Annotated in this window: 14 protein-coding genes, 1 tRNA gene and 1 pseudogene; 10 read left to right on the top strand and 6 right to left on the bottom strand. The window is 38.0% G+C overall.

What is annotated here, in order from left to right:
* Positions 1 to 59: 59 nt before the first annotated feature.
* The gene (locus tag EHE21_RS01745) at positions 60 to 998 is read right to left on the bottom strand and encodes a hypothetical protein (protein WP_194951676.1); all 939 of its coding nucleotides are present in this window, start codon (positions 996 to 998) and stop codon (positions 60 to 62) included.
* Positions 999 to 1,425: 427 nt separating this feature from the next.
* Here EHE21_RS01745 and EHE21_RS01740 point away from each other — a divergent pair, with 427 nt between their 5' ends.
* The 6 genes from EHE21_RS01740 to EHE21_RS01715 all read left to right on the top strand — a co-directional run bounded on the left by EHE21_RS01740 (position 1,426) and on the right by EHE21_RS01715 (position 8,842).
* The gene (locus EHE21_RS01740; RefSeq protein ID WP_161779066.1) at positions 1,426 to 2,013 is read left to right on the top strand and encodes an inovirus Gp2 family protein; all 588 of its coding nucleotides are present in this window, start codon (positions 1,426 to 1,428) and stop codon (positions 2,011 to 2,013) included.
* A 105-nt stretch (positions 2,014 to 2,118) separates the two neighbouring features.
* The gene (locus tag EHE21_RS01735) at positions 2,119 to 2,328 is read left to right on the top strand and encodes a helix-turn-helix transcriptional regulator (RefSeq protein ID WP_066749988.1); all 210 of its coding nucleotides are present in this window, start codon (positions 2,119 to 2,121) and stop codon (positions 2,326 to 2,328) included.
* An 842-nt stretch (positions 2,329 to 3,170) separates the two neighbouring features.
* The gene (locus tag EHE21_RS01730; RefSeq protein ID WP_161779067.1) at positions 3,171 to 4,292 is read left to right on the top strand and encodes an AAA family ATPase; all 1,122 of its coding nucleotides are present in this window, start codon (positions 3,171 to 3,173) and stop codon (positions 4,290 to 4,292) included.
* Positions 4,285 to 6,486, top strand: a complete 2,202-nt coding sequence (locus EHE21_RS01725) for a S8 family peptidase (protein ID WP_194951675.1) — start codon at positions 4,285 to 4,287, stop codon at positions 6,484 to 6,486. The genes EHE21_RS01730 and EHE21_RS01725 overlap by 8 nt, the downstream gene beginning before the upstream one ends.
* 53 nt (positions 6,487 to 6,539) lie before the next feature.
* Positions 6,540 to 7,802: a hypothetical protein gene (locus EHE21_RS01720; RefSeq protein ID WP_161779069.1), complete on the top strand. Its 1,263-nt coding sequence runs from the start codon at positions 6,540 to 6,542 to the stop codon at positions 7,800 to 7,802.
* Positions 7,799 to 8,842 (top strand): hypothetical protein, encoded by a 1,044-nt coding sequence (locus EHE21_RS01715; RefSeq protein WP_161779070.1) that lies wholly within the window; start codon positions 7,799 to 7,801, stop codon positions 8,840 to 8,842. The genes EHE21_RS01720 and EHE21_RS01715 overlap by 4 nt, the downstream gene beginning before the upstream one ends.
* 110 nt (positions 8,843 to 8,952) lie before the next feature.
* Here EHE21_RS01715 and EHE21_RS01710 read toward each other — a convergent pair.
* The 3 genes and pseudogenes from EHE21_RS01710 to EHE21_RS01700 all read right to left on the bottom strand — a co-directional run.
* Positions 8,953 to 9,210, bottom strand: a pseudogene (locus EHE21_RS01710) (tyrosine-type recombinase/integrase); the annotation flags it as partial.
* A 5-nt stretch (positions 9,211 to 9,215) separates the two neighbouring features.
* A complete protein-coding gene (locus EHE21_RS01705) occupies positions 9,216 to 10,499 on the bottom strand; it encodes a tyrosine-type recombinase/integrase (RefSeq protein WP_161779071.1) in 1,284 nt (427 codons plus the stop codon).
* Positions 10,500 to 10,687: 188 nt separating this feature from the next.
* Positions 10,688 to 10,772: transfer RNA gene (locus EHE21_RS01700), tRNA-Leu, on the bottom strand.
* 1,650 nt (positions 10,773 to 12,422) lie between these two features.
* Between EHE21_RS01700 and ampH the strand changes: the two genes are divergently transcribed.
* Positions 12,423 to 13,652: a D-alanyl-D-alanine-carboxypeptidase/endopeptidase AmpH gene (ampH, locus tag EHE21_RS01695; protein ID WP_194951674.1), complete on the top strand. Its 1,230-nt coding sequence runs from the start codon at positions 12,423 to 12,425 to the stop codon at positions 13,650 to 13,652.
* 67 nt (positions 13,653 to 13,719) lie between these two features.
* On the opposite strand, the gene lptG is transcribed toward ampH, so the two are convergent.
* Entirely contained in the window at positions 13,720 to 14,799 is a 1,080-nt protein-coding gene (gene lptG / locus EHE21_RS01690; protein WP_194951673.1) for an LPS export ABC transporter permease LptG, read from the bottom strand.
* Positions 14,799 to 15,896 (bottom strand): LPS export ABC transporter permease LptF, encoded by a 1,098-nt coding sequence (gene lptF / locus EHE21_RS01685; RefSeq protein ID WP_088493952.1) that lies wholly within the window; start codon positions 15,894 to 15,896, stop codon positions 14,799 to 14,801. The genes lptG and lptF overlap by 1 nt, the downstream gene beginning before the upstream one ends.
* A gap of 286 nt (positions 15,897 to 16,182) precedes the next feature.
* Between lptF and pepA the strand changes: the two genes are divergently transcribed.
* From pepA to EHE21_RS01670, 3 genes are all read left to right on the top strand, one after another.
* A complete protein-coding gene (pepA, locus tag EHE21_RS01680; RefSeq protein ID WP_088493953.1) occupies positions 16,183 to 17,691 on the top strand; it encodes a leucyl aminopeptidase in 1,509 nt (502 codons plus the stop codon).
* Positions 17,692 to 17,796: 105 nt separating this feature from the next.
* On the top strand, positions 17,797 to 18,246 hold the full coding sequence (locus tag EHE21_RS01675; RefSeq protein ID WP_194951672.1) for a DNA polymerase III subunit chi: 450 nt from the start codon (positions 17,797 to 17,799) through the stop codon (positions 18,244 to 18,246).
* A 13-nt stretch (positions 18,247 to 18,259) separates the two neighbouring features.
* Entirely contained in the window at positions 18,260 to 21,148 is a 2,889-nt protein-coding gene (locus EHE21_RS01670; RefSeq protein ID WP_194951671.1) for a valine--tRNA ligase, read from the top strand.
* The last annotated feature ends 102 nt before the right edge of the window (positions 21,149 to 21,250 follow it).

The following is a 21,250-nucleotide window of genomic DNA, read 5'->3' as shown; positions in this document are numbered from 1 at the left end:
TTACATCCTTGAAAAATCATTGTGGCTATTCAAGTTAATAATATATATCTGTAGTTTTTTTAATTTGCCTTTTTAGCTGTCAATATTAGCTTTTTTAATGGTTCCTCTGGTAAGTCAATTTGATCAATCATAGCTTCAATAATTTCATTAATATTTTTATTATGAAGCTTTGCTATTTTTTTTAATTTTAACTTTGATTCTTTAGATATATAGGTATTCAATACCTCTTTACCTTTAACGCCATCACGGAATTTCTTTTGACTCCATGCTTTTCTTGTTCTGGAAAGAAAATAATCCACGTGTTTAGGATTTGAAGTGATTGCCCAGTAATCAAAGCAAGAGTTAATTACCTTCCATTTTTCATTCCTTATCAAAAGAGCTATGTCGCGAGAAATCTCCACATCTTCTTTCACCATTCTCTTAATCAACCAATCTAATGAATCATCGGTTTTATTAATAAATGAAAATACATCTTTATATTTATTAACATATGACATACTTTTATTTAAAAAATCCAAAAACAAAAATTCAAAATTGCTTTTACTCACCATCATACAAATATAGTCAATAAAACAAATTACATATTTTAATAAAGAATCGTTCCCTATCATCTCATCAAGGTCAAATGGAGAATAACTACTCATTGTCATTATTTGGTGATTATTTTCATTCTCTTTTAGTTTTTCATTATAAAATATCATTAAATAATTCATTACTATAAGTAAAATCCGTTCACTCTTTAAAGATTTTATTTTTCCAATTTCAATTAAATTTTCTTTATAACAAGACAAGCAATTTTCAAAATTTAAAAAAGTATTTCTTTCTGACATATACAATTTTATTTCATCTAACAGATCACGATTAGACTTTCCTTTTCTATTATCAGTGAAATGACCAATATTAAAGTTTTGATCTATTACGATTTTATTTTTTAACAAATAAAACTCTATTGCATATATCTGCCTGTAACCTAAGTAATCATCGTCAATTTTTATCATAAAATTTTATCCTTACCTAGCAATTAACGTAGTATTTTACGTAGCATTTATAGTTACCTTGTATCATGTAAGAAACAGGATTTACGTGCTAAATATCACTATAATAGTAAAATTATAGTTAGAATGAAGGATAATCTTTAGATAAATTAATATCAGAGTTGATCTACTTGAAAAAGTATCAGTTCACCTTTGTTCAAAAGCGCTCTGTCACGGTCATCGATGATGAGATAGAGAAGAGCCTTGCCGTGTTGGTATAGTATTATCTTAATAAAGAAAACCTATCCCATAACTACACCTAGAACATTAATCATTACCCTGTCACTGACTCACTAATTCATATGCTCATCATTTTTCTAAAGTGATGAATTCTTATTTTTAACAACATCCATTATAGATATGAAAATAAAACCAACCAAAGGTATCAATCATGTCTAGAAACACCTACAACGAGCATTACATTCAAAAGATAAACCACACCATCCGTAAATCACTCTTAACCTATAATCGAGTTACTGCTATTCGAGTGGACTTGCGCTTTCCTTCATCGGATATACTTCACTTAAGTGACTCCAATGCCATCACCCGATTTTTTGAATCGTTAAAAGCAAAAATAAATGCTGACCTAAAACGTAAAAATAAAATATGGAAGCGTAACCATTCATGCCCTTTGTTTTATGTATGGGTCAGAGAGTTTGGTGAGATAAAAAACAAAAAACACTACCATGTACTTTTGCTATTAAATAAAGATGTCTATTGGGGTCTTGGCGACTTTATTAAAACCGAAGGGACGCTCTATGTATTCATACAACAAGCATGGTGTAGTGCTATAGATGTTAACTTCCCTGACAAGCGTTATTTAGTTCATATCCCAGACAATGCAGTTACTTGGCTAGATAACAATAATACCAACAATGAAAGTACGATATTCGAATTAAACCAGCGTTGTAGTTACTTAGCCAAAGAGCATACAAAATATTATGGTGATGGCGAGCGTTCTTTTGGATGCAGCCGTTAATCTACCAATAAAAAACATGAGGGGGATATCTTTTGGAAGAGAGATATCCCTAAACATTTATCGATATCCCTTCTGCCTTTTAACTTTAAAGACAGGAGTTCAATAATGAGTACTCAAGCGATTCCCTTATTAGATGACCAATTTGTTGATATGAAATTTATAACCCGTTTAACGGGACTAACAGACAAGTGGTTTTATAAATTGATCCAAGATGGAGAGTTTCCAAAGCCTATAAAGCTGGGTCGTAGCTCTCGCTGGTTAAAGAGCGAAGTTGAAAATTGGTTACAAGCACGTATTGCCGAGTCCAGAGCGTAACCATCGTACCGCTACCCTTTCTGCGCTGATAGCATCAACACTTAAATCACACCGGAAACCTAACAATGAAAAAGTATCATGACTCTCATGAGGCATAGCTACGCCGTTATCAATACAAGCTAAATGGCTTTACTAAATTCACTATCAATCACGGCATCTAACATCCCTATATAGTCCAGCGGATGCTAGCAGATATACGCTTTCCTGGCACCGACAGCACACCCGCTATGCCTGTACCGTTTAATCGACGGTAGAACGTTCCCTGAGCCATTATCAGTACAGTCTGATATGGATGTGAGTTAATGGTTGATAACCGTCTGCTACGTTATCAACCCATGTTAGAGGGGGATTCTTCTCAGCGAATGCGTTCGCCTTGGACAACTTTCATTTGCTAATAAACTGATTAGCCTATTCAAGCAGTTTAATGAACCTGATCTACGCCATAAAGTGATGTGGCTGTACTTGTATGATTTGATGCTGGGTTTTCCTTTAGATGATTGGCTGAATGCCCTAAAGATGAGAACTGAAGAACAGCTGGTGGAATGGATCATTGGCAGGCCGATGAAGAACAGGGGCCTAACTAGGATCATCGATGAGTATGTATTGTTTGCTAACCTATAAAATTTAATCAGCTATTCAGTCAAAAAATCATATCACTTCTATAATTGTTGACTCAAGAAATGGAACTAACAATTTTCACACTGTAAAAAAACACAGCACATCTAGATTTATCATGCGAAAAGGCTATAATGTTTTTTTAATGAAAAACTAGTCATAGTTATTGGTTTGTTTTATTTATTAAAAATCAATTAATTACAAATCAAACTGACAATGGTGTTATAATGGAACTAGATTTAGTCAGCGTTATCAAACTAGCTCTCGAGGGTAAGGATAAAGACTTAAGGCTTTACTTAGCCAAACATATTCGCTCACTCAGAAAGAGTAACCCTTTACTAGCTAAACAAATTGAAGAGTTACTAAAAACTCAGCCAGTTAGGTCTCATCAAATAATGAGAAAAGAGACCCACTCATTCGATCTTCCGATAAATGAAACTGATGATAAACCCGCCATTCCTTTGAATCTCCTTAAAGAACAGGTAGACATCAACAATCGCGACGAACCCCTTTTACAAGAATCGGTAAAAAAGCAACTAGAACAAGTTCTTCTCGAAAGAAAAAAAATTGACTTACTTACTAGAAATGGTTTAACGCCCACAAAATCACTTATTTTTAGTGGTCCTCCGGGAGTTGGAAAAACAATGACTGCGCAATGGTTATCATCAAGACTAAATATTCCTTTATATACACTTGATTTAACAACAGTAATGAGTAGTTTTTTGGGTAAAACAGGAAACAACCTTAGGAATGTAATTGATTATGCTAAATCTCACCCATCGATACTTTTACTTGATGAAATAGACGCTATTGCAAAAAAACGTACAGATGAATCTGATGTTGGCGAACTAAAAAGACTTGTAACCATTATGCTTCAAGAACTCGAAGACTGGCCTGCTACAGGGTTACTCGTCGCAGCTACAAATTATCCAGAGCTAATAGATCCTGCCTTATGGCGTCGTTTTGACTGTGAAATTACGTTTTCATTACCCAATAATAAGCAAGTTAGTGAAGCTATCCGTTTATATTCCGGTAAAGATTTTAAAGTATTAGAGCCATGGTTAGAGTTATTAAAAGAAAATTTTTACGGGCAATCCTACAGTAATATAAAGCGTGAGATACTTCATTTACGTAGACTATATTTACTTCAACCGGATGATTTTGATTCCAACTTTATTTCTCAGATTAATTTTGATTTAAATGCAAAAACTAAAACTGAAAAAATTAATTTCGCGGTAAAACTAGTAAGTCAATTTGGATTTACGCAGCAAAAAGCATCAAAAGTTACCAATGTAAGTAGAGATACTATTCGCAAGAGACTCATGGGTAAGGAGAATCAAAGTGAGTGAGAAAAAAAATTATATTATCGGTAAAGCAGAAGAGTTAACATCATTAAAACCACCACCAAGGATAAATCCTAGTGTAGACCCTATTTATACATTTGAGGAGGTCATTGCTCGGCTGAAACCACAATTCGAAAAAACAGCTAAAGAGTTAAGTACACTAGGTACTGATATATGCCCGAAAGACTTTGCAGTGAGCGCAATTACGTTACATCCCTCATACATTGCAAAAGGACATTTCCCAAGGGCATTATTTAAAGAGATGGGAGTTCGTTCGGTTGGTAGCAAAAGTACAAATGTATTACCAGATCGGTGGACTAGAGTCGGAAAACCAAAAGAATCCCCTACAACTCAAATATTTGTTGCAGGAAAACGGGAGCGACTAGCTGAATTTACCAAAAGTATATCTTTATCTTCAGAAGATAGCCCTGGCGCATCAGATCTTTTTCGTATTTGGAGTATAGCAACAGTTGATGAACGCGAAAAGATAAAAGCGAACCCTGCTGCCTATGATGGATATTGGGAAGTTGGCCTACAACTAATTCCTGGTGGGAACTCAGAGTTTATAAAAAATGCGTTCATCAATTATGCAATAGAATTGGGCTTTCAACCTAAAGAAAACCTAGCTATTGAAGTTTCCAATCTTTGGTTTGTTCCTATGGCTGGAGATGATAATAAATTGATAACTCTTGCAGCCTTTTCATTTGTAAGAGTTATCCGTCCATTACCTTCAATGCGATCTTTTAGACCTTTAACTAGAGGTATGAGTATAGGAGCTGATGTAAATCTACCAAACGTACATCCCTACGCTTCTGATATTCGAGTAGCCATTCTTGATGGTGGACTTCCTGATAGACATGTATTAGAGCCATGGGTATCAAACTATAATCTTTCTGATCCATCAGCAAATGATTTGCCTGATGGACCATCACACGGTTTAGGTGTAACTTCAGCTTTTCTTTTTGGTCCTCTTTGGCCTGATGAAGAAGCACCCAGACCATTTTCATATGTCGATCACTATAGGGTTTTAGACGAAAAAACTGCAGAAGAAGACCCATATGAACTTTATAGAACACTTTCACACCTAGAAGACATATTATTATCTAGACAATATGAATTCATGAATCTAAGTTTAGGGCCTGATCTACCTATTGATGATGATGAAATTCATCCATGGACCTCATTAATTGATACTTATTTATCTGATGGTGAAACGTTTCTGACAATCGCAGCAGGAAATAATGGTAACAGTAACAATTCATTAGGCTTAGATCGGGTTCAGGTTCCGTCTGACTGTGTAAATGCTCTTTCCGTAGGAGCCATTGATCAAGTTGATTCAGGATGGAAACGAGCATCTTATAGCGCAGTTGGTCCTGGCCGATCTCCTGGTTTAGTAAAACCTGATCTAGTTACTTTTGGTGGGACACCAAAACAATATTTCCATATACCAAGCTCTATTGATTTTGGAAAGTTAACACCTATTTGTGGAACAAGTTTTTCAGCACCTTATCTCCTACGATATGCTGTTGGTATACGTGCAATTTTAGGGTATGAAATATCGACACTAGCAATTAAAGCTCTACTGATTAATTCAGCAGATCAATCAACGCATGAAAAAACAGAAGTTGGTTGGGGGAAAATACCCAATTCAATTAGTCAAATTGTCGAGTCTCCAGATGGTACCGCTAAAATTCTATATCAAGGCGAACTCTACCCTGGCAAATATCTTAGGGTTCCATTACCAATACCGAAAAATGGAATAACTGGAAAGGTAAAAATTAAGGCAACCTGCTGTTTTTCTAGTCCAGTTGATCCTCAAGACACATCTATGTATACAAAAGCAGGTATAGAAATTACATGGCGACCAACACCTGATAAAACAGATACATTTTTTAAACAGAAAACAGTTGCGACTGAAGCTGAATTACGTTCGGATGCTGGAAAATGGGAGTCTGTTTTGCATGAAGAAAAAGGAAAGTTAGGAAGTAGTCTCAATGATCCGTGTTTTGAAATCCATTACATGGCAAGAGATGGAGGTGATCAGATATCTGGTTCTAAAGCAGCAATTATTAAATATGCTTTTATAGTATCTCTCGAAGCACCTAAAACACCAGATATTTTTAATGATATCCTTAAATCCAATACAAAATTAATCGAAATACAGCCACGACTGCCTATTCCCATTCCTATTTCAATCTAAATTAAATTGTATATCAATGAGTTAAATTAAATTTAATCTCTTAAGGAAAAAAAATGGATAAGAAAATTAAAGGATCGTGGTTGATACATCATACTAATAAATTACAAGGTGTTACCAACCAATTTGGTTATGATAATACATATTTGGCAGGGAAAGCAGGAATATTATTATCTGCAATTTCTGCAAATAAAGATACAACCTTAGATAACAATAAGTTATCCGTGTTAGCTACGGCTGCAAACATCAATTTATCATTTGAACTTCCCAAACTTATTGATGTATTAAAGAAACAACAACTTATAGATACAGCTACTGGTGGTATTGCTGTATTAGGTGTAACAACTACATCTGCACTTCAACACACATCTGACCTTTTTGATAGCTTAAAACCAAAAGCAAGCGAAATAGCATCTATTTCGCTTGCAGAAAGAGCTTCAATGTCACCTATTTTTATAAAGGATGTTGCTACGGAATTAGCAGATACATATAAACTAGCATCGGAGGAATTAAACCAACTATTTACAAATGCCGAACAAATTGGTTTTGTTGATTCTGAAAAGCTAGATAATAACAACACCTTGCTATTCAATGGTAATCTATTTCGCCGAGATTCAACAAAAAAAATAAAGGCTGTCCTTGACTCACTTAAACCAGATGAGCAAATAAAATTAAATGAACTCCAAGATACATTAAAAAAGCAAGCATGTCTCAATGTTGAGCAAGCTGAGAATTTTCTTGGCACTCAATTATTTCAAAAAGTTACTGCTATCGGTTTGTTTGATATAAGTGTTGTCAGTAATTCAACTGAAAATATAGGATTTATTACGCTACCTTCTGCATTTTCTAAATATAGTAACTCTATGGTTGATGATGCATTTGATCTTGCTAAAGCATTTGTTAGCTCAATAACATATGGTATGACTAAAAGTTCTTATACCCGTGGAAAAATTCAAATGGTTGATGCTTTATTAAGTGCTTTAGTACGAGGTGAAAGTGTTGGCCCCGTTCAAGCAATTTCAGAGGACTATAAGCTTCTTGAATTAAAAGGTGTAGTTAAAGTTAGTCAAGGATCAAAAAAAGGACGTACAGGCCCTATGCTTGAGCTCCTTAAAATTGAGGTTGGAGAGTTAGCCCTTCAAGTAATAAGGCAAGGTGATGTAAGTGAACATTCATTAAAAAACTTTCCCACCGCAGCAGTAACATCTTTCAATGGGCCTGAACAAAATAGAGAATTAACCCGAAGAACTCAAAGAAGATTAAGCCCTAAAGCGACCAATGATATGCTATCTGTCCTTCGGACTGGAGGTGGCTTATGAGTAAATATAAACACACATTACCAAAAGGATTCATGATGGAAGAACTACTTCGTAGTTATTTCATTAAAGCTGGGTACTACGTTATTCGCGGTGTACCATTCAGCTATGAAGGGTTTGATGTTACAGATATCGATTTATGGCTGTATAGCAGGACGTCCTCTGTTTCTCGAGAAATTACTTTAGTTGATGCAAAAAATAAAAAAACACCTCAAGCAATTGAACGAATTTTTTGGGTTCAGGGATTACGTATTGCAACAAAAGCTACAAATGCAATTGTAGCAACAACAGATAGACGTCAAGAAGTAAAAGATTTTGGTAGGAAACTTGATGTGCTAGTTCTTGATGGTAATTTTTTAACAAAACTTGCTAATTCAGATAGTCCAAATATTAATAGACTTTCAGATGAAGAATTTTTTACAAAAATAGATGATTATTCGTTAAGTAAATTAGATGGAAACTGGCGAGGGCGAATTTTATCTTCAAAGGGCCTATTAGCAAAACCACTATCTTTTGATAGCTGTAATGAATGGATTTCCCACGGAAAATTTTTTGCAGAACAATCTATAACTCAAGAAATACAACACGAAACAGCGCTGCGATGCCTTTACTTGATCTGCTCTTTCATCTCTATTTCAATAGATTATTGTATGAAAGAATTATCTTTCCTAGATCAACCTGAACGTAATATTTTGATCAAAGATGGATTTACTTATGGTTCTAGAGGAAGTTCTGGTATGAAAAAAATACTAGATATTTCAATGCGACTTGTAGAAGAACATGCCAACGATGGCTTAGCCATATCCCAGCAAGTAAGACTCAATGTTGAAAATCAATTATCTCAATTGAATACAACTATACTAGGTGATTTCTTTTCGAAAAATGATGTAGCTATGACATTATTTTCTGTGGCTAAAGAGTTTGAGCACTTAGCAATGTCTCGTGATTTCCTATCACATAAAACAGCTAGTTCTAATCTTCGAAGTATTCTCTTTTGCCTTCTTGACTACTGGGAAATTGATAGAGTTATGTTCTCAAAATAACTATTCTATTCATGCTTTATAAAATAATAAAAATAGCCACCTTTACGTCTAAACGTAAAGGTGGCTATTAATTTCCCTTGTTAACTTTTCTTTATTTGAAACAACTTTGATTAGAGTGTTCCAGTTGCTCCCAATAAAGTGGACACTTCCAACTTATCCATATAATCCGCATGCCACTGCATCATTTCCCTGCGTCCATCCATATACTGAGCATGATTATACGTGCCACGGATCGCATTCTTATCGATATGAACAAGCTGGATTTCAATCTATGCAGAGTTATATCCTTTCTCATGCAAAATTGTGCTCATCCTGTGGCGGAAGCCATGCCCTGTTAGCCTTCCTTTATACCCCAACAACTCAATAACCTAATTTAAATTATCTTTAATGGGGAGTGGACAAGATTACCCGATTTAGCAAAACTAAAAGGTGAAATCTCCTTCGTCCTATTCGCATCCAGATAATCAGCCCACCATTGCACCATCAGTCGCCTTTCCTCAATATGTTCAGCCTTATGAATATAAGCAGCCCTCACTGAGTTGCGCTCTTGGTGGCTCATTTGCCTTTCTACTGCATCCTTCGACCATAGACCCGACTCAATCAACGAACTACACGCCATCGTTCTGAAACCATGACCACACACTTCTGTCTTAGTATCATAACCCATCACACGTAATGCGTTGTTTACCGTGTTCTCACTCATTGGTTTTCTTGGATTATGATCGCCAATAAAGATCAACTCATGGTTACCACTGAATTGATAGATCTGTTTTAAGATCTCAATAGCTTGTCGACTTAAAGGGACTAAGTGAGTAGTACGCATTTTTGATCCGCGATGTGAGTGTTTAACCCCTTCTATCGCTTCGCGTTCCGCAGGGATCGTCCACATGGCATTTTCAAAATCGATTTCATCCCAACGAGCAAAGCGCAGCTCACTGGAACGAATGAAGACTAACAAGGTAAGTTTGACTGCAAGTTTAGTTAAAGGTCTTCCCTTATAATCATCGATGCGTTGTAAGAACTCAGGTAGGCGTTTAAGCTCTAATGCCGCTCTATGAACTCGTTTGCCTGTCGCAACTGCGCCAGCCATATCTTGTGCAGGGTTATAGTCGATTAAACCGCTTTGTACGGCATAACGCATAATAGCTGTCACACGTTGTTGTAAACGTGCAGCGACCTCAAGACGTCCAGACATCTCTACCGCTTTAATAGGTTCGAGTAGATCACGAGTTTTTAGTTCGGTAATATTGCGTTTACCAATAGCCGCAAAGATATTGTCCTCAAGGCTTTTGAGGACTCTATGGCTATGCCCTTCCGACCATTTCTTATTGGTTGCATGCCAATCACGTGCAACCTTCTCGAATGTATTAAATTCTTTTTGCTGCTCTTCTTTCACTTCTTTGCGTTTTTCACTTGGATCAAAACCATTAGCAATTAACTTTCTGGCGGCATCTCTTTTCTCTCTGGCTTCTGCGAGTGAAATATCAGGGTAAACACCCAGAGCTAACATTTTTTGCTTACCGCCAAAACGATACTGTAAACGCCAATATTTTGAGCCGTTGGTATGTACCATCAAGTGCATACCATCACCATCGGTCAATTTATACGATTTATCCAAAGGTTTAGCAGCCCTGACTTTAGCATCAGTAAGAGCCATAATTTATCTCCTTGCGTTGGTACAAACTATTATCGAATCGAGAGATACCAACACATATACCAACAGCAGGTACTTGATGTGGGTTGACCTTAGTATACTTGGGAAGACTGAAAAGTGGGAAAAAGCCTTGTAAAACTGGGATTTCAGATACAAAAAAAGACGTCCGTTGACGTCTCTTGATGTTCTTATGGTGCCGAAGGCCGGACTCGAACCGGCACACCCGAAGGCGGTTGATTTTGAATCAACTGCGTCTACCAATTTCGCCACTCCGGCACTGAAGTGTGTCTGGAAAACCTGCCCATTATACTTGCGTGAACAACCCTCGCAACAATTATTGTTAGTTTTCAGTTTGATTGGCGAAAAAAAGTGCATTTGAGGTTTGTTGTTATCATAAAACACCATTTATAGGTTACATCAAAGTACCTATCGTTAATGCTTTAATCACGTTGTATCGATAAATCAATTATCTCGTCGTTCTTGTATTTAAATTTAGTCATTATTTTATTTATACTTTCTTACCTCTTATTTTTTATTTTAAATATCACACCATCATTACATAAATTTATTAAAACTATTTTAACCAATCGATATATTTTAAAATATATAACGGTGAATAAAAAAAAGGATCAAAACTTGGGTTAGTGTTTTGATCCGACAGTACTGCTAATAGAGGGCTTAATTTTATTTTAATGACTATAAGTTATTTTTATAGTGTCACTGCCCTTTTCTTCCCTGGTGTGAGGAAGAAGGTGGTTATGTTTTATTAATATAATGTACTTCTTTATCTATACTACATATTATTGATATAAGGATTTACTACTTTAACAAGGTACTTCTTACTACTACATAGGAAATTACTATTTAACACAAAGGCACTTATTTACTGCTTTAACGAAGGTACTGTTATCTAATATAAAGGTACTTATTTACTGCTTTAACGAAGGCACAACTATCTAATATAAAGGTACTTATTTACTGCTTTAACGAAGGTACTGCTATCTAATATAAAGGTACTTATTTACTGCTTTAACGAAGGCACTGCTATCTAATATAAAGGTACTTATTTACTGCTTTAACGAAGGTACTGCTATCTAATATAAAGGTACTTATTTACTGCTTTAACGAAGGTACTGCTATTTAATATAATGGTGTTGAAATATTACTACTAATATATAAATTATTATTGAAGAGGCTATTTTATAATATGCCTTCTTATTACTTCACTCTATTATTGCTGTGTTATCTTTGCTCTGTAACTCTTATATTCTCAGTCTCTCGACTTGATGAAGCTATAATAAATTTAATTTCACAATCCCACAATCAGTAAATTATTACAAAATATGACACACTCTTATATTATCTTTATAAAGCTTCAACATAAAGATAAAAAACAACAAATATTGGAATAATAAACCACAAAAACAATAATCAAAAGACCATAACACCATTCATTAACATTTTCTTGATATACATATCCTAACTTAATAATAAAGAAAAGCTAATAATAGGGTTAAAAACTAAGGTAAACCGAGGGAGATTGTAACTTAACGGTAATACTTACCTCATTTTTAGAGGAGAAATATGAGGAAAATATCTTTTTATGATGCAATTTTTCTTCACTATCTTTTTCTTAGAGACAATTTGACACATTTAATGCCAACTTTTTGATAACTGGCTCTTGCACTGATAGACATTCTTATTTCTGATAATATAATCAAAATTTGGTTTAAAACTGATTAGAAGGCGGTGTTATGGGCATTGTTGGCTGGATTATAACGGGTATATTTGTTGGTATTATCTTAGGTGCCGTATTAAAAATGATAAAGAAAAAATAGCGCGATAAGAAAGGCACCAAATTAAAACATAAACAATTTTATGTTGATCGCATTCCTTTCACCTCACTGACTTCTGTTGAAAGTAAAAATGAAAAAACATTTTCTAAAGTATCTTATGATCCCCGTCGCTTTACTGACATTGAATGCGTGTAGCCAACGTTCGCCATTACCACCAGCGACACAACCTTCTATGTTAAATCAACAGAACAATGTGCCTGAACTGACGCAATGGCCTACGGTATTAAGTCCTAATGTAAGTAATGCAAGTGCGCTGTTTGATAAATACGCTTCACAGATTTATCAAAAGAGTAATCCTCAAGGTATGGTTATTGTCATGATCAATAACTCTCAAACCTTAAATCGTTCTTTTGGGACGACAACACCTGAAAGTCGCAATGCACCATCAATGAACTCACTGATCCGTATCGCTTCTATCACAAAGCTGATGACCAGTGAAGTAATGTTAAAGTTACAAGATGATGGAAAATTATTAGTCACCGATCCACTGCAAAAATACAGTTACTATGGCGTAAATATCCCATTAGTCAGCTCTCAATCCCCTATCCGTCTTTATCATTTAGCAAGCCATACTAGTGGCTTTCCACGAGAACAACCCGGCGGAAAATGGGGAAGACCTGTTTTTATATGGCCAACACATGGCGACCGTTGGAACTGGTTGAAAAAAGCAACCCTGACATCAACCGCAGGGGATCAAGCCGCTTATTCAAATCTAGCTTACGATCTATTAGCGGATGCCTTAGTGAAAGCATCGGGTAAAAGTTATCCTCAACTTTTACAACAATATGTTACTCGACCTGCGGGTATGACTAATACCACATTGACGCCGACCCCAGAACAATGCCAGCGGCTATTAGTAGGATATAAACCAAGTCCATGCTCTGACACTATTGCAGCAGCTGGAAGTGGTGGTGTGTACTCAACACCAGCAGATATGCAACGCTGGATGCAAGGCTTTTTGACTTCTCATAATGCCATGCGAAAAGCAACCGCAAGTAAAGAGCAATCTGTCTACTTTCCTCGTAATCGACTCTCTTCAATAGAAGGAATGGACGTTGCAGGTCGTGCTGATGGCGTGGGTTTAGGATGGGTTTATATGGCTCCAGCCAATGGTGTTCCAGCGATTTACCAAAAAACTGGGGGCGGTGGTGGCTTTAATACTTATATGGCAACCATTCCTGAATTGAATATCGGTGTGTTTGTGGTGATCACCCGTAAACCTAACGGCACCAAATTTAGTGAAGTGACTCAGGGTACTAATGCGTTTGTTCGTGCTCTAGCAAAAGATTTTTATCAGTGATCGCATATCCAATAGCGATAAAAAAAGCGCCTTGTAAGGCGCTTTTGTTTTTCTTGGCTGATATTACTTAGCGATTACGCTTCATCAATAACCATAAACTTAATGTTAGGAAGAGTATTCCTGGCACTAATGCTGCAATCACTGCGGGTATGCCATAAACCAAGCTTAATCGTCCTGAAACCTCATTGACGATATAAAATAAGAAGCCAAAAGAGATACCCGTTAAGACTCTTAATCCCATTGGTACTGTACGTAATGGACCAAAAATAAATGACAACGCCATCAACATCATTACTGCAACAGAGATTGGAGCAAAGATTTTTTTCCAGAAATTCAGCTCATAGTTTGCTGATTCTTGCCCACTCTGTTTTAGATATTTAACGTATTGATAGAGTCCACTGATTGATAATGCATCCGGATCTAACGCCACAACACTTAGTTTTTCTGGCGTTAGTCGTGTTGGCCACTCCAGTGATACCTGTTTTTTACCTGTGATTTTTTGTGGATTAGTTAAATCTGACTGCTCAACTTGCTTTAACATCCACGTTTTTTTATTCACATCGTAGGTTGCACTTGATGCATAGCGTACCGTTTCTAGTTTTCTATCATTATTAAAATCATAGAGTGTGATGCCTTGCATCTCATTTTGGCTCTTTATTCGGTTGATATGAATAAATTGGTTGCCATCTTTAGCCCACATACCGCGGTTGGTAGAAACTAAAGAGTTACCCATGATTTTTTCAGCGCGATAGTTACGTGCGTATTGTTCACCTTGTGGTGCGCCCCATTCACCAATGAGTACTGTTAACAATACTAATGGAATAGCGGTTTTCATCACAGAGCCTGCAATTTGCAAACGGGTGAATCCTGACGCTTGCATCACCACCAGCTCACTACGTGTTGCTAATGCGCCTAATCCTAATAACGCCCCCAATAATGCCGCCATAGGGAAGAAAATCTGCACATCTTTAAGGATATTTAAAATGGCATAAATACCCGCATCCAGTGTGGTGAAATCCCCTTGCCCTACTTTACGGAGTTGATCGACAAATTTGATAATGCCGGATAGTGAAACCAGCAAAAATAGTGTCATCAAAATTGACTGTAAAATAGTACGCCCGATATATCTATCTAATACACCAAACATCAGGCAACTCCTTTCTTAAAGCGAGCACGGAATTTACGCATAGGCAAGGTATCCCAAACATTCAATAAGATAGCCAAGGCAAGATAAACACCATTAACACTCCACATTGCAATGAGAGGGTCCAATTTTCCTTTTTCACCATTAGAGTGCAATGAACTTTGTAGTAAGAAGAACACCAGATAAAGCAGCATGGCAGGCAGCATACTTAATACGCGACCTTGGCGTGGGTTTACCTCACTTAAAGGTACGACCATCACAGCCATAATGACGACAGAAAAAATCAAGGTTAAGCGCCAATGGAATTCAGCGATAGATTCTGTTTCATTAGAATGCCAAAGCTCAGTCATCGTTTTTTGCTCTACACGATTACTGCTAATGGTAGATTCACGGTGCCCAATAACGGCTTGGTAGTCATTAAAATCGGTAATACGAAAATCACGCAATACCGCCGTACCTTCATAGCGAGTTCCCTCACTTAATACGACTATCTGATTCCCGTTAGGTAACTCTTTGGTATAACCTTTATCTGCCACCACGACAGAAGGACGCTGATCTTGTGTTGGACGCAACTGTGCAAGGAACACATCTTGGAATTGGTTTCCTTTTACACTACCAAGATAGAGCACCATATTGCGGTCACTGGACATTTTAAATTGCCCTTCCATCAATGCCGCTAAACTTGGGTTTGCTTTAGCATCCTCAAGGACTTGCTCTTGATGCACCGAAGACCAAGGAATAAGCCAAATGACATTTCCTGCGGCTAATGCGCTGGTCAGTAATGAGAGCAACAGTGCAGCTTGCACTAATGCTTTCTTACCTATTCCGCACGCATTCATGACGGTTATCTCACTTTCAACATAAAGTTTGCTGTAAGTCATCAGAAGCCCAAGAAAAAGGCTTAATGGAAGAATAAGCTGTGCCATCTCAGGAATTCCCAGCCACAGCAGAGAAATCACGAGGTTTGTAGGAATGTTACCTTCAACAGCAGCCCCTAAAATTTCAACCAGTTTCTGGCTAAAGAAGATAAGCATCAGAATAAATAAGATGGCTATCTGACTTTTAAGGGTTTCCCGAGCTAAATATCGAATTATAATCACGCTAGTTATGCCTGTGAAAACTTGTCTTTTTGCAGGAAAATCGCTAACTTCGTTGTATATCTATCATTTGTGCATCTCAGTTAGACATTCTTGCAGCCCAAATGATATCAAAACATGCTATAAACAGGTTCCCAATAAGAACAAGCTTATAAGTTAGCTAAATTAGTTGTGTTCAATTAATGCATTTAGCTTAACATAAAAAGTAAACTTTCTATGGGGTAGATTAATGCGGATCACTATTCTAAACGATACTTTCCGTTTTTGTCTTTAATATTCAGGAGAACGCATGGAGTTTAATGTAAAAAGCGGCAGCCCAGAGAAACAACGCAGCGCTTGTATTATCGTGGGGGTGTTTGAGCCTCGTCGTTTATCTCCGATCGCGGAGCAACTTGATAAAATCAGTGATGGCTATATCAGCGCCCTGTTACGCAGAGGTGAACTGGAAGGCAAAGTCGGACAATCATTGCTGTTACATCATGTACCAAATGTTCTCTCTGAGCGCGTTTTACTGATTGGTTGCGGTAAAGAGCGTGAATTGGATGAACGCCAGTATAAACAGATCATTCAAAAAACCATTAACACACTCAACGAAACTGGCTCGATGGAAGCCGTATGCTTTCTGACTGAGTTACATGTTAAAGGTCGTAATAATTACTGGAAAGTGCGTCAAGCGGTTGAGACTGCAAAAGACTGCCTCTATACCTTTGATCAACTGAAAAGCAATAAAACAGAATTACGTCGTCCATTACGTAAAATGGTCTTTAATGTACCTACTCGTCGTGAACTACCAAGTGGTGAACGCGCAATTGCACACGGTTTAGCTATCGCATCAGGTATTAAAGCATGTAAAGATTTAGCTAACATGCCACCAAATATCTGTAATGCCGCTTATTTGGCGTCCCAAGCTCGTCAATTAGCAGACTCATCTTCAAATGTTTCTACGCGTGTTATTGGCGAAGAGCAAATGAAAGAGCTCAATATGAATGCTTACCTTGCGGTAGGTCAGGGCTCTCAAAATGAATCGTTAATGTCGATTATCGAATATAAAGGCAATAAAGATCCTGAAGCTCGCCCAATCGTATTAGTAGGTAAAGGGCTGACATTTGACTCGGGCGGTATTTCTATCAAACCTGCTGATGGCATGGATGAAATGAAATACGACATGTGTGGTGCAGCAACCGTTTATGGTGTGATGCGTGTTGTGGCTGAACTCCAGTTGCCAATCAACGTTATTGGCGTACTTGCAGGTTGTGAAAACATGCCGGGTGGAAAAGCGTATCGCCCTGGTGATATTTTAACAACCATGTCAGGCCAAACTGTTGAAGTATTAAATACTGATGCTGAAGGTCGTTTAGTGCTGTGTGATACGTTAACTTATGTTGAGCGCTTTGAGCCTGAATTAGTTGTCGATATCGCCACATTAACAGGTGCTTGTATGGTGGCTTTAGGGCATCACTACAGCGGATTAATGTCTAATCATAACCCGTTAGCACATGAATTAATGAATGCATCAGAGCAAGCAGGTGATCGCGCTTGGCGTTTACCATTAGGCGATGAGTTCTATGAACAAATCGAATCTAATTTTGCTGACTTAGCGAATACAGGTGGCCGTTTAGGTGGCGCAATTACTGCCGGTTGTTTCTTAGCGCGTTTTGCGACTAAATATAACTGGGCTCACTTGGATATTGCAGGTACCGCATGGCGTTCTGGCAAAGCAAAAGGCGCAACAGGCCGTCCTGTTTCTTTATTGTCTCAGTTCTTACTTAATCGCGCGGGTTTGAATAGCGACGATTAATACCGCATAATTATCAGGGTTAAGGTATTACCCTATTATTATGGTAAATAGAGCAGACTCCAAGAAGGGTATTGCAACGCAATACCCTTCTGTTATCGGGATATCATGAAAAACGCCACGTTTTATTTAATGGAACACCCATCAATACACGATGATTTACAGGCTCATGAGTGGCTTGCCTGTCAACTTACCGCTGAACATTGGCGATTAGGCAAACGTATCTTGTTGGTTTGTGAGTCTCAGGCTCAAGCTGAATTGCTTGATGAGGCATTATGGGCAAGAGAACCTCATCAGTTTGTTCCTCATAATCTAGCAGGTGAAGGCCCTCGTTATGGTTCTCCTGTTGAACTATGTTGGCCTGGAAAACGTGGTAATGCACCTCGTGATCTCTTGATTAATTTGCAATTGCAATTCGTAGACTTTGCCACAGCTTTCCATGAAGTGATAGACTTTGTACCTATTGATGAACAATTGAAACAGTTGGCGCGTGAACGATATAAAATTTATCGTAGCGTCGGCTTTACTTTGACAATGGCTACGCCGCCAACCTATTGAATACGTAAAGAATATGGAAAATAAATCCGCACCGAAAGAGCCATCGCTCGACACAACATATAATCCAGCAGAGATTGAACAACCTCTGTATCAGCATTGGGAAAAAAACGGCTACTTTAAAGCCAATGGCGATACAACGAAAGAAAGCTTCTGTATCGTGATCCCACCACCAAACGTCACAGGTAGCCTACATATGGGCCATGCTTTCCAGCAGACCATTATGGATACCATGATCCGTTATCAGCGCATGCAAGGTAAAAACACCTTATGGCAGTCAGGTACTGACCATGCGGGTATCGCGACTCAAATGGTCGTTGAGCGTAAAATCGCAGCTGAAGAAGGTAAAAATCGTCATGACTATGGTCGTGATGCATTTATCGACAAAATTTGGGAATGGAAAGCAGAATCAGGCGGTAACATTTCTAACCAAATGCGTCGTTTAGGTAACTCTGTTGATTGGGAACGTGAACGTTTCACAATGGATGAAGGCTTATCTAAAGCAGTTAAAGAAGCTTTTGTTCGCTTACATAAAGAAGATCTCATCTACCGTGGTAAACGCCTTGTAAACTGGGACCCTAAATTACACACGGCGATTTCTGATCTTGAAGTTGAAAACCGTGAAGTTAAAGGTTCAATGTGGCACCTACGTTATCCTTTAGCGGATGGGGCAAAAACAGCAGAAGGTAAAGATTACCTGATTGTTGCAACAACACGTCCTGAAACCATGTTAGGTGATACCGGTGTTGCTGTTAACCCTGAAGATCCTCGCTATAAAGATTTAATTGGTAAAGAAATTATTCTACCAATCGTTAACCGCCGTATCCCTATTTTAGCGGACGAACACGCGGATATGGAGAAAGGGACGGGTTGCGTAAAAATCACCCCTGCTCACGACTTTAATGACTATGAAGTTGGACGTCGTCATCAATTACCAATGATTAATATCATGGATTTTGATGGCAATATCCGTGTTAGCGCAGAAGTATTAGACACCAATGGTGTTGAATCTGACGTTTACAGCACTGAAATTCCAGAAGCCTACCAAGGTATGGAACGCTTCGCTGCACGTAAAGCAATGGTCGCTGAATTTGAACGTTTAGGTTTATTAGAAGAGATCAAGCCTCACGATTTAACCGTACCTTATGGCGACCGTGGTGGCGTGGTTATCGAACCTTTATTAACAGACCAATGGTATGTTCGTGCAGCACCTTTAGCGAAACCAGCCGTTGAAGCTGTTAAAAATGGTGAGATCCAATTTGTACCAAAACAGTACGAAAACATGTACTTCTCATGGATGAATGATATCCAAGATTGGTGTATTTCTCGTCAACTGTGGTGGGGTCACCGTATCCCTGCTTGGTATGACAACCAAGGCAACGTTTATGTTGGTCGTGATGAAGAAGAAGTTCGTCGTGAAAACAATATCGCCGCTGATGTCGCATTACGCCAAGATGACGACGTACTGGATACATGGTTCTCATCTGCACTGTGGACATTCTCAACATTAGGCTGGCCTGAAAACACTGAAGCACTAAAAACATTCCATCCAACGAATGTATTAGTCAGTGGATTCGATATCATTTTCTTCTGGATCGCTCGCATGATCATGATGACCATGCACTTTATCAAAGATGAAGACGGTAAACCGCAAGTTCCATTTAATACGGTTTATATGACAGGTCTTATTCGTGATGAAGAAGGCCAGAAAATGTCAAAATCCAAAGGTAACGTACTTGATCCTCTGGATATGATCGACGGTATTTCATTAGAGAACCTGTTAGAAAAACGTACTGGCAATATGATGCAGCCACAAATGGCTGAAAAAATTGCTAAACGTACTAGCAAAGAGTTCCCAGAAGGGATTGAAGCACACGGTACAGATGCTCTGCGCTTTACCTTAGCGGCATTAGCTTCAACAGGTCGCGATATTAACTGGGATATGAAACGCCTGTCTGGTTACCGTAACTTCTGTAACAAGCTGTGGAACGCAAGCCGCTTTGTTCTGATGAATACTGAAGATCAAGATTGTGGCTACCAAGGTGGTGAGATGACATTCTCACTGGCTGACCGCTGGATCTTAGCTGAATTTAACAATACCGTTAAAGCCTATCGTGAAGCGTTAGATAACTATCGTTTCGATATCGCTGCTGGTATTTTATATGAGTTCACTTGGAACCAATTCTGTGACTGGTATCTTGAGCTATCAAAACCTGCGGTACACAAAGGTAATGATGCACAAAAACGCGCAGCACGTCATACACTGATTGAAGTGTTAGAAGGCTTACTGCGTCTTGCTCATCCAATTATTCCATTTATCACAGAGACAATCTGGCAACGTGTGAAGGAAGTTAAAGGCATTGAAGGTGAAACCATCATGCTACAAGCTTTCCCTGAGTTCGATGCTTCACTGGTGGACGAACAAGCACTGAACGATCTGGAGTGGATCAAAGAAGTTATCGTTGCGGTTCGTAATATCCGTGCTGAAATGAATATTGCTCCGGGTAAACCACTTGAAGTAATCTTACGTGGTGCCGATGACAATGCGAAACGTCGCGTTAGTGACAATATTGGTTTCTTAAAAGCAATGGGTCGTTTAGCCGATATCCGTCCATTAGCAGAAGGTGAAGAAGCGCCATTATCAGTAAACAAACTGGTCAACGGTGCAGAATTGCTGATCCCAATGGCAGGCTTTATCGATAAAGATGCAGAGCTTGCACGTTTAGATAAAGAGCTTGAAAAAGTAGAAAAAGATATCACAACTTTAGACAGCAAATTATCTAACGATGGCTTTGTTAGCCGTGCGCCAGAAGCGGTTGTTGCTAAAGAGCGTGAACGCTTAGCGACATGCTTAAGTGCAAAAGAGAAGCTAATCGCACAGAAAATCTCTATTGCCTCTTTATAAGCACTATCGCTTTAAAGACGCCGAGATTGATAATGAAAACCCGCGGTTATCGCGGGTTTTTACTTAGTCTCTTTCAGCCAAAAAATAAAACCATTTTTCATT

The organism is Proteus sp. GOKU (genome assembly GCF_015475555.1).
GTDB classification, from domain to species: Bacteria; Pseudomonadota; Gammaproteobacteria; order Enterobacterales; family Enterobacteriaceae; genus Proteus; species Proteus mirabilis_B.
This window is presented reverse-complemented; position numbering and strand designations above follow the sequence as displayed.

Excerpts from the sequence above, each read along its gene's own strand:
- EHE21_RS01745 (WP_194951676.1), bottom strand. The coding sequence starts at position 998 with ATGATAAAAATTGACGATGATTACTTAGGTTACAGGCAGATATATGCA.
- EHE21_RS01705 (WP_161779071.1), bottom strand. The coding sequence starts at position 10,499 with ATGGCTCTTACTGATGCTAAAGTCAGGGCTGCTAAACCTTTGGATAAA.
- EHE21_RS01670 (WP_194951671.1), top strand. The coding sequence starts at position 18,260 with ATGGAAAATAAATCCGCACCGAAAGAGCCATCGCTCGACACAACATAT.
- lptG (WP_194951673.1), bottom strand. The coding sequence starts at position 14,799 with ATGTTTGGTGTATTAGATAGATATATCGGGCGTACTATTTTACAGTCA.
- EHE21_RS01675 (WP_194951672.1), top strand. The coding sequence starts at position 17,797 with ATGAAAAACGCCACGTTTTATTTAATGGAACACCCATCAATACACGAT.
- EHE21_RS01735 (WP_066749988.1), top strand. The coding sequence starts at position 2,119 with ATGAGTACTCAAGCGATTCCCTTATTAGATGACCAATTTGTTGATATG.
- EHE21_RS01720 (WP_161779069.1), top strand. The coding sequence starts at position 6,540 with ATGGATAAGAAAATTAAAGGATCGTGGTTGATACATCATACTAATAAA.
- pepA (WP_088493953.1), top strand. The coding sequence starts at position 16,183 with ATGGAGTTTAATGTAAAAAGCGGCAGCCCAGAGAAACAACGCAGCGCT.
- EHE21_RS01715 (WP_161779070.1), top strand. The coding sequence starts at position 7,799 with ATGAGTAAATATAAACACACATTACCAAAAGGATTCATGATGGAAGAA.
- EHE21_RS01740 (WP_161779066.1), top strand. The coding sequence starts at position 1,426 with ATGTCTAGAAACACCTACAACGAGCATTACATTCAAAAGATAAACCAC.
- EHE21_RS01730 (WP_161779067.1), top strand. The coding sequence starts at position 3,171 with ATGGAACTAGATTTAGTCAGCGTTATCAAACTAGCTCTCGAGGGTAAG.
- ampH (WP_194951674.1), top strand. The coding sequence starts at position 12,423 with ATGAAAAAACATTTTCTAAAGTATCTTATGATCCCCGTCGCTTTACTG.